The sequence below is a fragment of the Hominenteromicrobium sp. genome (assembly GCF_046974225.1).
GTDB classification, from domain to species: domain Bacteria; phylum Bacillota; class Clostridia; order Oscillospirales; family Acutalibacteraceae; genus Hominenteromicrobium; species Hominenteromicrobium mulieris.
The window spans coordinates 65,785-78,283 of record NZ_JBKWAE010000011.1 but is presented as its reverse complement, the minus strand read 5'-3'; the positions used below and the strand labels follow the sequence as shown (position 1 = coordinate 78,283).

The 12,499-nt window shown below is 55.7% G+C and carries 13 protein-coding genes; 4 read left to right on the top strand and 9 right to left on the bottom strand.

What is annotated here, in order from left to right:
- Positions 1–216 precede the first annotated feature (216 nt).
- The 4 genes from ACLTX1_RS09370 (at position 217) to ACLTX1_RS09355 (ending at position 3,461) form a co-directional block, all read left to right on the top strand.
- Positions 217–1,326, top strand: coding sequence for a hypothetical protein (locus tag ACLTX1_RS09370; RefSeq protein WP_308449229.1), 1,110 nt, complete (start codon positions 217–219; stop codon positions 1,324–1,326).
- Between the two features lies 1 nt (position 1,327).
- Positions 1,328–1,846 (top strand): GNAT family N-acetyltransferase, encoded by a 519-nt coding sequence (locus ACLTX1_RS09365; RefSeq protein WP_395507243.1) that lies wholly within the window; start codon positions 1,328–1,330, stop codon positions 1,844–1,846.
- A 100-nt stretch (positions 1,847–1,946) separates the two neighbouring features.
- Entirely contained in the window at positions 1,947–2,804 is an 858-nt protein-coding gene (gene ant(6), locus ACLTX1_RS09360; protein ID WP_308449231.1) for an aminoglycoside 6-adenylyltransferase, read from the top strand.
- Positions 2,805–2,942: 138 nt separating this feature from the next.
- Positions 2,943–3,461 (top strand): helix-turn-helix domain-containing protein, encoded by a 519-nt coding sequence (locus tag ACLTX1_RS09355; RefSeq protein WP_308449232.1) that lies wholly within the window; start codon positions 2,943–2,945, stop codon positions 3,459–3,461.
- A gap of 60 nt (positions 3,462–3,521) precedes the next feature.
- Here the strand turns inward: ACLTX1_RS09355 and ACLTX1_RS09350 are convergent, their stop codons facing one another.
- The 9 genes from ACLTX1_RS09350 to ACLTX1_RS09310 all read right to left on the bottom strand — a co-directional run bounded on the left by ACLTX1_RS09350 (position 3,522) and on the right by ACLTX1_RS09310 (position 12,499).
- Complete coding sequence (locus ACLTX1_RS09350) at positions 3,522–4,877, bottom strand: peptidoglycan-binding protein (protein ID WP_308449233.1); 1,356 nt, start codon at positions 4,875–4,877, stop codon at positions 3,522–3,524.
- Between the two features lie 4 nt (positions 4,878–4,881).
- Complete coding sequence (locus ACLTX1_RS09345; RefSeq protein ID WP_308449234.1) at positions 4,882–5,349, bottom strand: carboxypeptidase-like regulatory domain-containing protein; 468 nt, start codon at positions 5,347–5,349, stop codon at positions 4,882–4,884.
- 133 nt (positions 5,350–5,482) lie between these two features.
- Entirely contained in the window at positions 5,483–6,193 is a 711-nt protein-coding gene (locus ACLTX1_RS09340; protein WP_308449235.1) for an N-acetylmuramoyl-L-alanine amidase, read from the bottom strand.
- Between the two features lie 106 nt (positions 6,194–6,299).
- Positions 6,300–6,749 carry a phage holin family protein gene (locus ACLTX1_RS09335; RefSeq protein ID WP_308449301.1) on the bottom strand — a complete coding sequence of 150 codons (450 nt, stop codon included), beginning with the start codon at positions 6,747–6,749 and terminating at the stop codon, positions 6,300–6,302.
- Positions 6,750–6,887: 138 nt separating this feature from the next.
- Entirely contained in the window at positions 6,888–7,334 is a 447-nt protein-coding gene (locus tag ACLTX1_RS09330; RefSeq protein WP_308449236.1) for a sigma factor-like helix-turn-helix DNA-binding protein, read from the bottom strand.
- Positions 7,331–7,561 (bottom strand): hypothetical protein, encoded by a 231-nt coding sequence (locus ACLTX1_RS09325; RefSeq protein WP_308449237.1) that lies wholly within the window; start codon positions 7,559–7,561, stop codon positions 7,331–7,333. Before ACLTX1_RS09325 ends, ACLTX1_RS09330 begins: the two co-directional genes overlap by 4 nt.
- A 200-nt stretch (positions 7,562–7,761) precedes the next feature.
- A complete protein-coding gene (locus tag ACLTX1_RS09320) occupies positions 7,762–9,375 on the bottom strand; it encodes an FtsK/SpoIIIE domain-containing protein (protein WP_412330843.1) in 1,614 nt (537 codons plus the stop codon).
- A complete protein-coding gene (locus ACLTX1_RS09315) occupies positions 9,291–10,832 on the bottom strand; it encodes a hypothetical protein (RefSeq protein ID WP_412330829.1) in 1,542 nt (513 codons plus the stop codon). The genes ACLTX1_RS09320 and ACLTX1_RS09315 overlap by 85 nt, the downstream gene beginning before the upstream one ends.
- Before the next feature lie 23 nt (positions 10,833–10,855).
- Positions 10,856–12,499 (bottom strand): hypothetical protein, encoded by a 1,644-nt coding sequence (locus tag ACLTX1_RS09310; protein WP_412264495.1) that lies wholly within the window; start codon positions 12,497–12,499, stop codon positions 10,856–10,858.

Below are 12,499 nucleotides of genomic sequence, written 5' to 3'. Positions count from 1 at the left end.
TGGAGGCACACTTTCTTGTGAAATGTGCCTCCATTATCATATCGGTTGAAGACGGCTATATTAATTTCCTCCAAAATGGAAATATCATGCCGCATACATACGCGGTATATCACAGTTTCACCCTAAAAAGGAAGAAACTGCAAAAGAATACGCGCTTTTTGCTTGACATTTTTGTGCTTTTTCCGCTACAATCAAAGAAAAAGGGGAGGCGCTGCCATGTTCATCAAGTCCCGTATTCTGACTGTTCTCGATTGCATACCCGTCGTCGCTTGCCTTTTGTGCATTCGGTATCTGGAAAAAACGTTTTACCCGGGGCATTTCAGCTCCGGAAAAGCGGCCGCCGTCACGCTTATTTTAGTGTTTTTAATGGCGTTTTTATACTACCTCGCGGCCTTTACGGAGGAGCTCGGTCGCCTGCTTTGCGGGCTTTTAACGGGCTACAAGTTTTCGTCCTTCTCCTTCGGTCGGTTCACACTCGCAAAGCAAAGGGGAAAGCTGCGCCTGTGCCGCACATCATCCAAAAAGCTCAACTGCATCATGGTGCCGCCGCCCATGGAAAACGGACGTTTCCCGTATAAGCTTTACTACCTCGGCGGCAGCATTTTCAACCTGCTCCTCGCCGCCTGTGCCGCGTTTTTGGCCGTGCGGTTTCGCGTAGTGCCCCTCGCGCTTTGCGCAGCCGCAGAAGCCGCGTTTCTCTTCTTCTGGTCGGCGCTTATAAATTTCATCCCGCTGCGCACGGAAAACTACATCAACCACGCGTGCAGCGCCGTCATGGCCGGCAAAACGAAAGAAAGTCTTTCACGTTGCCACGCAAAGTTAAACCGCCTTGCTGCCGAGCTCTCCGGCGTGCGTATGCGCGATATGCCGAAAGACTGGCTTCACATGCCGCGCGATTATGAGCTCCGCATGGCAGACGGCGCAGAGGAAGCGTTTCAGCTTCACTGCAAACGCATGGATGAGCACCGTTTCACGGAGGCTTTAGAGATTGCCGACCGCATTTTCGCGCAGAACACAGAAGGCCCCTTCCCATTGCAGGGCGATCTGCTCAATAACTGCGTTTACCTCTGCCTCATGGAAGACAAGTCCGCCGCAGGCTATAAAACGCCCGCGTGGGAGCTTTTTCGCTCGCACAATGGGGGAAACCTCGCTGCCCTGCGTACGGAGTATGCCATGGCGCTTCTGTATGGGAACGACGCCGAAGCCGCGCGAAAAATCCGCCTGCAATTCGAGCGCGTCGCGCTGCGTTATCCCGCCCCCGCCGATGTCGAAACCGAGCGCGAGCTCATGGAGCTTGCTGCCGAAAAACACCGAAAGGAACCTTGACATGTCCACACTCCACATGGAAAAGATCACGGAGCACTCTAAAGATTTTCACCGCACCGAAAACCTCTACGTCCGCGCGTTCCCCGCAAACGAGCGTACGCCCATTTGCGGTCTCATGCGGCACGACGGCCACGATTTCGTCGGCTTCTACGACAAAGACGAAAACTTCTGCGGCTTTGCAAGCCTGCTCACCTACGGCGGCATCACGCACATTCTGTATTTCGCCATCGATGAGCAGTATCGCGAGCACGGCTACGGCAGCGAAGCGCTAAAGCTCATGCACACGCTGTACCCGAAAAACCGCTTCATCGCCGACTTGGAGCTCGACATTCCTACCGCCGAAAACGAGCCCCAGCGCCACCTGCGCCGCGCATTCTACCTGCGCAACGGCTACACCCCGTCCGAGGTACGTTACATCTGGCAGGGCGAGCAGTACGAAATTTTAGTCAGCAGCGGAACCATCACAAACACAGAATTTGAAAACTTTTGGGATCACTTTCCAAATGATGAAGATCGGTGATCTTCATCATTTGTGATCACGGACAACTGATAAAAACAGACAGACTTCAACAAAACGGTCCGGATCGTTTTTGATGAAGACCGATAAAAAGGAGCCCGCCATGACCCAAAGAACCCCCGAAGAAATGATGAATCTCATCCTCTCCCGTGCCGAAAACGACGCGCACATCCGTGTCGTCGGCATGGAAGGCTCGCGCACGAATCAAAACATCCCGAAAGACCGTTTTCAGGATTTCGATGTCACCTATTTTGTCGATGACCCCGCGCTCTACACCGAAGACGACACATGGGTAAATGTCTTCGGCGAGCGCCTCATCATGCAAAAGCCCGAGGACATGGAGCTTTTCCCCGCCGTCGAGGATGGGTACAGCTTCTTGATGTTCTTCACGGATTACAACAAGATCGACCTCACGATTTTGCCCCTCACCGCGCTCGAAGACTATTTAAACGGCGACGGTCTGCGCGAGATTTTGCTCGATAAAGACGGTCGCGTCGAAGAAAAGCCCACCCCTACAGACAAAGAATATCACATTCAAAAGCCCGGCGCCCGCAGCTTTGACGACTGCTGCAACGAGTTCTGGAATATCACGATATATGTCGTCAAGGGCCTCTGCCGCCGCGAGCTGTTATTCGCCATCGACTTGCTTGCGATGATGCGCAATGAACTTCTTCGCATGCTCTCGTGGCAGGTCGGCAGCGCATACGGCTTCACGTTCAGCGTCGGCAAAAACTATAAATTCATCGGTCAATATCTCCCCGCAGAGCAGTGGCAAGCGCTTCTTTCCACGTATCGCACAGATTCTGTGGAAAACACATGGCGGTCGCTTTTCACCTGCCACGAGCTCTTCCGAGATGCTGCCAAAAATTTCGCCGCAAAATACGGCTACACCTATCCCGATTACGACGAAAACGTCTCCCGCTACGTCCGCGATATGTACGCGGAATACGAAGCAAAATAACGCCTCTCCCCAAAAGAGTCTGCAAAATTCCCCGAAAATCGCCCGCCGCAACTCAAAATTGCGGAAATTCCAAGTTGACATGGTGGCTTTTCCCACGGTTTTCGTATAAAATGAGCCCAGCAAAAGGAGGCCTTCCGTATGACCATAGGAGCCAAAATCGCCGCTTGCCGCAAACGCGCCGGCATGTCGCAGGAAAAGCTCGCAAACGAACTCAACATCTCGCGCCAGGCGGTTTCCCGCTGGGAAACGGGTGAAGCCGTGCCGGATACCGAAAAGGTTATTCAGCTAAGCCGCATTTTCCATGTCACGACCGATTATTTATTATTGGATATTGACGAAGCCCCGCAAAGCGCAGCCTCCGCCGAAAACAACAGAGAAACGGAACAGCGCGCCGCAGAAAAGCGAATGAAGCGCCAAAGCATGCGCATGCATTTCGGCTGGTTCCTGCTCATTTTCGGCATCATCTCGCTCAATGCAACGCTCGTCGGCGCGGGTCTTTACGCGCAGACGCTCACGGAATGGCGGACAAACCTCGGCCGCTACGGCACCGCGCTGTTCGATTCCTGGATCTTAGCACTGTTCATCGTCAGTGCCGCCCTCACCCTCTGCGGCATCCTCATCCTCATCCGTGAATACATCTTTATCGGCAAAGAGTAATAATTAGGGCAAAATAAAAGCACGCAGGCTTGAATTCCTGCGTGCTTTTTCATTTTGTCACTACGGAGAAAGCCCGCTAAGCCGCAGCAAAGCCTGCCATGTCAGCGGCCCTACGATGCCGTTCACGTCTAACCCTTCGTGCGCCTGCACGGCCTTCACGGCATTCTCCGTTGCTTCGCCGAAGATCCCGTCTTCCGCGACCTGCGGGATAAATGCGTTTTGTGCCGCTGCGCGGTTAATGAGCGATTGCAAATCTTCCACATCCGCGCCTGTGCGTCCCCTGAGGATTGCCCGCCCGGGGTAGATAAGACGACTTACGGACTTCCCGTTTTCCGTCGCCATCGCCCGCGTGTCGCGGTAAACGGAAAGAAGCATATTCGCGCTTTGCCGGTTGAGTACGCCCGTCGGCTCCAGTCCGTACTGCGTTTGGAAGGCCATGAGCGAATTTTTCGTCCGTGCGTCAAATACGCCGTTCATCGCGGGCAGGGGAATGGAATTGTCAAAATACGCAATGATCGTCAGTAAGTTCTGCATCTGTTCTACCGCCTTGCCGCTGTCTCCCTCTTTCAGCTCCGGCGGGTAGAATCGCTCGGCATCCTCGGGCGTGATGCCCTCGCTCATCAGCTCGTTTAATTGCTTGATGCCGCTGTATATGAGCTTGATTTTGTACCATGTCGCCTTACCAACCACGCCGTCGGGCGTTAAATTGAAAATTTTCTGGAACGCCCGCACCGCATTTTCGGTCGGCAGGTCGTAATACACGCTGATCTGCGGAATGCGCGGAATCGCCGGGTAATTGTCGCCGATGCGGTTCAGCTCCCTTTGCAGCACGCGCACACTTTCGACGATGCTCCCAAGTCTTAACGCCACGCCGGGGTATGATTCCTCGTTGTTCCCAACAGGTGCGTTGAACACAATGTTGATGTCATCGCCGTAGAAACGCTGTAAAATCTCATACGGCACAAGCCCCTGCCGCGCTAATCCCACCGTGCCCCACTGCGAAAGCCCCGGGCATGTCGAGGTCGTGCCGTTGCAGTACTGCGTAAAATACGGCTGCACCGTGCCTTGCTTTACGACGTAATCGTTGAAAATATGATCGACGATCTGCGAGATGTTTTCAAAAATATCGCGGTTCAAAATAAACTTCTGATCGTACTGCGTTGTCGAGGTGATGTCAAAGTCATACCCGCGGCTGCGGTAATACTCCGTGTAAATGCGGTTCATTGCGTAAGAAATCTGCGCCAGAATATTCGCATGTATCGCGCTTTCCGGCCAGTTCGGGTAGATCTCGCTCGAAGCAACGTTTTTAATGTACGCCACAAACGGTACGCGCACATTCTCGGCCGGTTGGTCCGGCAGCCCAAGGTGCACCGTGATGTATTCCGGCACAACGGGCGTGTCTATATTGTTCGGCATAGCATCACCTCTCACCGACCGCCAAAAACTGCACCGGCTGTATCGACGTCACACCGGGGAAAACAGGCACCGCGCGGTAAATTTCCGTGCGGCATCCCGGGTGGCTCACGCGTATATCGTAAAGCGCATACGGCATCTCGCCCGTCGGCGACTGCGCCAACGCGTTATTCGGCGCGGGCAGCAAAATGTCGCCGAAAACACCGCTCTCGTCCGTCATCCCGGCAGAAAACCGCCGCGTGCCGTCCGCAAAGTCGTGCGTCACAAGTACCGAAGCGCCGGGGACGGGGAATGTCCGCTGTCCCGCATACGCCTGCACGCGCAGCGTGCCCGTTTTGGAATTTAGCTGTTGAAACACCTCAAACGTGCACGCCTCGGGTGAGAGATCCTGCAAAGGATCGCGCCCCGCGCCGCCCTCCGGCGGATTTTCAATCGGCGCGTTCTCCGCTATGTTCCGCTTGACGTCTCTGTCCATAAAGTCCCTCCTTTTACCTAACCCCAGTATAAGCGGCAGAGGGGAAAAGAGTGCCCACTTTCGTTCGAGTAAATCTGCCATTGCAGCGCATAACGTCACATTTGAAATGTATAATTTGTGCACTGCAATGAGTTTAAGCTTTCTTCACCCAGTCCATCGCGATCCAGCCTCCGGCTTTGAGACGGCCCCAGCCTTTATGGGAGCCGGGGCCGCTGCGCTCTTCAACGATTGTGTAGCGCAGCGTATCTTTGATCTGCCCTAAAATGCCGTAGTTCGTGCTCGGACCCTTGCGGATGTTGAGCGCATCGCGGCAATTTTTGCGGATGAGATAGGGGGTAAACTTGCTCGCGACGGGCGTTTTTGCCGGCTCCATATAGCGTTTCACCATGCTCAAAAAGCGCTGCCAGCCGCGGTCGAGCGTCCTGTGCGGGCAGTACTTGCCGTCATAGTCCCGGTGCTTTGTCATCTTATCGATGCCCCAGCCGTACTTTTTGAGCAAACTCGCGGTGAACTCGGCTGCGTTCTGCTCGGCCTTATCGAACTTTTCACCGCCCGATTTGGAATAACAAATTTCAATATGGATGCCCTCCATGTTGCCCTTGCCGTGCCCGTCGCCGCTTGCCCACGCGTTGCGGTTTTCCGGGATGCCCTGCACAATGTTTACATCGTCCACCGCGTAGTGAAACGAGATCTCAAGGTCGTTATACCGCATGTAGGAGATCTCATTTGCGGCGGGCGCATCGTTCGCCGTGTTGTGGATGACAACGCGCGTCGGTGTGCGGGTGTACGGGCATTTAATGGCATATTTGTCCTTTGGCACAAGATTTTCTCTGATCGGTACCATAGCTCCTCCTTACGCTTTTACGCCCCGGATTTTGACCTTGCTGCCCTTTGTGCCAAGGCTCAAAGGGGCCTCGACATTATAGGCATTGCAGTTTTTCAATCTCATTTCATGTGTCATGTTCGTCTTCCTTTTCGTTCACGGTGCTTTTCAGGCGAGAAAGTAATCGATTGAGGCGAGGAAAGCCCGGCACACCGATGGCGGCTAAGTTTTCCAGCACCGAGATGAGCTCGTTGATGATGAGCCAAACGGTGACGAGCAGGCCGCAGAAAAGCTCGATGTGCAGGTCGATGCCTGCCTGCTTCAGTGCGCCGTGCAGCAGGTAATCCACCGCCGCGCCTACGGCGACCATGGCCATATAGCAAAGCTTTTTGAGAATACCCTTCACGCCGATGCGCGAGCTGAGCTGTGAGAAAATATAGGCTTTTGTCATGCCGGTGAGGTAATCGAGTACCATGGCAAAAAACAACACCAAAAGCGGCTGCGTCAGCATACCAAAGTACGAGGAAAGCCCTGCCAACACCACGGTAAAAGCGGTTTTTAACATAGTCGGTTTCATAAATTTCAAATAAACTCCTTTTCAAAGTCTCCGTTTTCACCGCGGTGCGGCACGGCAAAACGGGCGGCGTCTGCCGTGCGGAGCAGATGCCGAAATTCAGGAAAAGAAAAGAGACCCCACGACTTTGCCGCGGCAGTCTCAAATTCTTTTGACAAGGGGAAGTGTGCGCGGGGAGGATCCCCGCTTTTTAAAGGGTGAAACGGCGGAAAGTGAAACGCTTTCAATCGCCTTTCGGTGCAGCCGCCGCATGTGGCGGTCCGAGTAGTGCATGCGCTCCGCAATCTCTTTGAGGTCGAGCGCACAGATGTAGTGCTGTGTCAAAATCTCACGCAAAGCGGCACTTTCCACCGTGTCTATAGCGGCTTCAATTTCTGCCTGCCTTGTGCAAAGCACGCGTATGGCGTCTTTTGCTGCGCATATCGCGTGCTCTAAGTGAAAAAGAAGGTCGGTATTTCCTTCCAAAATCAGCGCTTCTTTGCGCGCTGTCAGCCGGGTGAGCTCCGCCCTGCGTACACGGAGGTCGAGCTCCGTGTAGCGGTAGGCGGATAAAAACGCCTTCACGGCGTTAAATTCTGTATCGGTCAAGACTGCACGACCTCTCGCAGGCGGTCTGCAAACTGGTCTGAAAGGGAATATATGTTCTTTACTTCTTCGCGGTTCGGCAGCCCCGTAAAATTCTGCACGCTGCGGCGCACGGAGGTGCTTTTCGCGCGGTGCGCAGATTTCGTTACAAGAGAGATCAAGAAAACCGCACCCTGTGCAAGCGCGATCAACAGGCAGGAAACGGCAATACTAAAGAGAAACAGAATCATAAAAATACCCCCATCCGAGTTTCGCTTGTGCGTTGATGCATGGTACAGACGGTTCTGTGCGGCATATCAGCGCTTTACGAACGTTTGTTTCTTTGCTATCTCGTATTATAAACAAATGTTCGTAATTTGTCAATCGAACATTCAAAGATTTTTTCGGAAAACGAGGTTTTAAAGAGCAGGTGTCTGCTTTTTGCGACACCTCAAGGAGATTTGAAAAGATGTCCTTGACAAGGGGAAAAGGGCTGAAACAGCACGATCTTACCCCATTTTTCCGTATCCCGATTACAGTAATACGCGTGGATGCTGTCCTTTTGCGGGACGTCAAAGGCTGTTGCTGTAATGCGGGCGGTATCGGGCAGGGCGGCACGCAGATTTTCGCTGTCGCCGACGGCTGTAATGTGGATGGGCGCAAGCGCCAAAATCTGGGGCAACTCGCTGCGCACGATTTTGCACCGGCGCTCAAACACGACGGAAAGGCGGCTGTGTGCGACGGCGTTTTTGAGAAGCGCCGTGTCCGCGGAGGGGCGCAGTGTGCCGAGCGGCTGGGTGAATTCTTTTTCCGCGCTCATCTCCAAAAACACGTTGACGGCGCGATTTTGACCTTCCCGAAGCTGACGGGAAAGCGCTTCTCTCTGTGCGGCAAGTGTGGTATAAACCGTGGCGGTTTCCGGGCAAAGCCGCAGCAGCGGGTGACTTTCTGCGCAGAAAATATGCAGCGAAAGCCCTTCCTGTTCCGCAAACCGCGCGGCGCTGCACAGCACAGAGGCCGGCACGCGCAGGTCGCTGCCCGTGCACAGAATGTGCGTGCCGTTCGGTGTAAACGAGACAAGGCCGTCGTCTTTTAAGCTATCCGCATCGGAAGCGGCGCGGTCCTTATGCAGGCATACGGAGTCGCCGAAGGTGACTTCGCCGTGCGGGAGTGCGCTCGGTGCAGCACGGGAGGCGGCGTTATACCGCAGCCACGCGGTTTCGCCCGTGCCGTTTACGTGTGGCAGCAGGCTGCACATGCGCTCGATGAGGTCATCCCCGGCGTAAAAGCATTGCACGGAGACGGTGGCGCGCTCGGTTTGTCCCGCTTCGTCGTTTAAAAGCGCATGGCCGGTTTTCAGCAGCACGGCAGCCGCAATGCCGGTGTTTTCGCGCCCGGTATCGACCGCGCGGTCGCTGAAAAGGCGGCGGGCGGCGGCAGGCGGGCAGCGGAAAACAAGGCGTGTGGGAAAGTGGTCCTTCAGCTCGGCCGTGAACGTGTTGCGCGCGCTTTCGCTTACGCCGCGCTGGCTCGCCATGATGAGATGTACGCCGTAGGTGCGCCCTTTGCGGACAAGCTCGCTTAAAAGCGCGGCAGTCTCTGTGTTGCCCTCAAAAAGCGACTGGTATTCGTCAATCATAAGCAAAATGCGCGGCAGAATTTCGGACACCGCACCCGTTTCGCGCTGCACGGCGCGGTAGGTCTCATACTTGCGGATGAGGCGGCCGGTATCGGCGGAAAGCGCCGTAAAGCAGCTTTGGCGGCGGTGCAGCTCCGAGACGTAGTACCGAAGAAAGGACGCGGCGCAATCGGGGTCCTCGTTTTCAACGACGGCTTCGACCGCGGGCAGGCGCGATGCGCCGTAAAGCGCGAACTCCGCGCCCTCTTTGAAATCGGCAATGGCGAGCTTTACTTCGTCCGGCGTGTAGTTTGCGAAAATTTGTAGGGCAACGGTGTGCAGAAGTGCGCTTTTACCGGAGTTTACGTCACCGATGACGAGCGCATACGGCTTTTCTTCCGTAAACGCAAGCGTGACGGGCTGACGGGTGACATCGCTCTGGCCGATGGGAAGGAAAATGCCCGCTTCGCTGCTCTTTTTCTGCCAGCTTTCGGCATGCGGCAGACGGGCGTTGAGGGGCAGCACGGCGGCTTTTTCATCTGCGCGGTGACGGCGGAAAGCGCTGCTGCGCGGCGGGTGGGGAGATCCTCCGGCGGGACGGTGAAAACGTCTTCGGAGATGTAAATTCCACCGTTTTTTGCGGTGCAGCACGCGGCGTTTTGCACGAGCGCGGGAAATTTCTGTTGAAAACCGTGCGGCAGGGAGATTGCCTTGCGCACGGAAACGAGCACGCGCACGCAGGTGTTGGCGCGCATGAGCCGAATAAGGTCTTCCAGCGTCTGCTCCGGGATATTCTGCTCCATGTTTTCGATGAAAACGTAGTGCATGGCATTTGGTGCATTTTCTGCGGCGGCGTGACACAAGGCTTCTGTGCCACGGGTAAATTCCTGCGTGCTGCACCAGATTTCCGCGCGGCGGCTCGGCGTAAACGCGGCGAAAACGTCTTTGTACGCATTGCCGCAGTGGGCGGGATCTGCAAGGTGCACGACGGCGGCAGGATCGCTTTTAAGCAGATCGAGCGCCAAACTGCAAAAGAGCGCGTGCGGGGCGGTGTTATCCGTTAAAAACAGCACGCTGCGGTCGAGCTTTGTACAGGTAAGCGGCGCTGTAAACATTTTGCCGGAGGGGAGCGCAAGGCGCAGCGTGCCGAGGAAAAGCGGGGCATGTCCGGCGTTTTCGGCGAAAATTGCAGCGCTTGGCGGTGTGCAGAGCACAGCGTTTGTGCGGGTAATTGCAGCTCCGGTATCGGCCTTTAATTTTTGCAGAATCTCCGCGCGGAGATTGGTACATTCGGCTTCAATCTGCCGCGTTTTGCGTGTGCAGACAGCGTGGGCGCGGGCGGTTTTTTCGGTAAACGCGGGCGCGTTTTCTATGGCCTCCGCGCAGCGGCGCATGTGCGCGTAGGCGTCGAGGATGGGCATGTAGAGCGATTTGCGGAAATCCGGAGAAACGGAGCCGATGAGCCCCGCGGCGTCCGGCAGCAAAAACGCGTTTTTGATTTTCTTTGCGCCGGCTTGAATGGCGGAAAGCGCTTTTTGCATGCGTGCAATGAGTGCTTCCGCGCGCACGTTTGCGGTGTTGTACGGCTTTTGCATGGCGGCGGAAAAATACTGCGGCTGCATGCGGTGAAAGTGCGGGTCGAGAATGTCGTTCATCGCAATCTCGGCGGCGGAAAGCAGGCTTTCGGCATCGCCTTTAAGTGTATCGTACTCGTGCGCGAAGTCTTCTAAAAGCTCGTCGGTTGCGTCCTGTACGGCGCAGACGCGGCGTTCTCTGTTTTGGTCGTTCAGGCGCAGCGCGGTGCGGGTCTCCGCTTCCATGCGGCGGAGCGTTTCATGCAGCGCGGAAAGCGAAGCGGCGGTGCCGTTTAACGTGCGGAAAACGGCGGAAAACGGTGCATTCATGGGAAAACTCCTTTTCGAAAAATTTAGCCGAACGCCATTTTGACGAGCCCGATGATGCCGAGCACGAGCACGGCAAGCGCGAGCGCCATAAGGATGGGCGCGGCCATGAGTACGAACACGGCGGCGGGCGGCGCAAAGCAGCAGATGGAGACGGTGCAGAGGTAGGCAAGCACGTTATAGCGGTGCTTTTTCGCGCCCGTTTTGCCGTAAAGATAGATGCAGAATACGGTTAGGGTGATAACGAGCGCTTTGGCGTGCTCAAACACGAACTGCTGTACGTAGTCCTCCAAAAAATCGAGGTGTGCGGGCGGGGTGAACGCTGCCTGCATCTCATGAAACACGCAAACAGCAGCAAAGACGGAAGCGGAAAGCGCGAAAAGCCAGTAAACGAATTGGCGCGCAAAGCTGACTTCGGGGGTGTCTTCGGCGGTGGTATCGGCAACGGCGGGGGCTGCGGTGTGCTGTGTGCGGCTGCGGTGCTCGGCTTCGCGGTCGTGGATGGTGCCGTCTTCGGCAATGTAATAATCCGGCATAAGAGCCTCCTTATCGGAACGGTTCGGGTCGTCGTCATCGGTCTCGGCGATGTCGCCGCCGAACAGGGCATCGAATTCTTTTTCGGCAGACGCGGGGTCAAGCGGCTTTGGGCGGGCGGTCATGGCCAAAAAGCGTTGCGCGTCTTCAAGCCGTTTTTTGCGGTCTGACGCGGAGGACTTTAGCTTCTCAGCATCGAGCCCTGTCGGAAAAATCACGCCTGCGGCGGCTTTTTGCAGCTCTGCTTCGCGGCTATACAAAAGCGAAACGAGGATGGAAACGGCGGAATACAGCGTTTCTTCGAGTGATGTAGGAACTTCCAGTGCGGAAAGAGCCATTTTTGCGCACAGACCCTCCGGGCGGCGGCCGACGAAGAGTGCGCCGGACTTTACGGAATCGTTTTCCGCGTTGCAGATCTGCGCGGCGGCGTGCAGGTAGCGTGGATCAAAAACAAGGGCGTTGCGACCGGGGAACAGGCGCAGGATGAAAAAGGTCTTCTCATCATTTAAGGTGACGTGCAGCTTCCAGCGGCGGTGCGCGGCCAGAAACTCGTAGAGGTAGCACGCGCCGGTTTCATCGGGCGCATGTTTTGCAAGCACGGTAAAGTGCGTTTTTTGAAAATATTCCTCCATGAGGGGCAGAAAATCCTCCGCGTGGGACGGGACGGGAGACGGAATGTGGATCTCCTGCGGCTCCGGGAGCGCCTCCGGCAGTACGCCCGCGCTGAGCGAACGCAGAGCGCTGATGTGCGGCGTGAGTGCGGCGAACGCGGTGCGCTCCAAAAGCTCCAGTGTGGCGCGGGAGACGGGCGCGTGCTCAAAGGCGACCTCCGTGCGGTAATAGACCTCGCATAAATTGGACTCTACACACACGACGCCGACCTCCGGCGTGATGCGCTGGCAGTAATCGGCGGCCATCGGCACGTAAGACGTGCGGACTAAAATGCCGGGGTAGGCGCTTAAAAGCAGAAAGCCGAGCTCTTTATCCACGCGGGCGCAAAAAACGAGCGAGGTGCGGCCGTCCGTTTTGCGGTACAAAAAACCGGGTTCCTCGTCGAGCTTTTCAAAGCTGTCCGCGGTCTCATCCAAATATGTTTTGAGCATTTCGTAGGTTTGGGTGCTGTTTTGTGTAGGCAA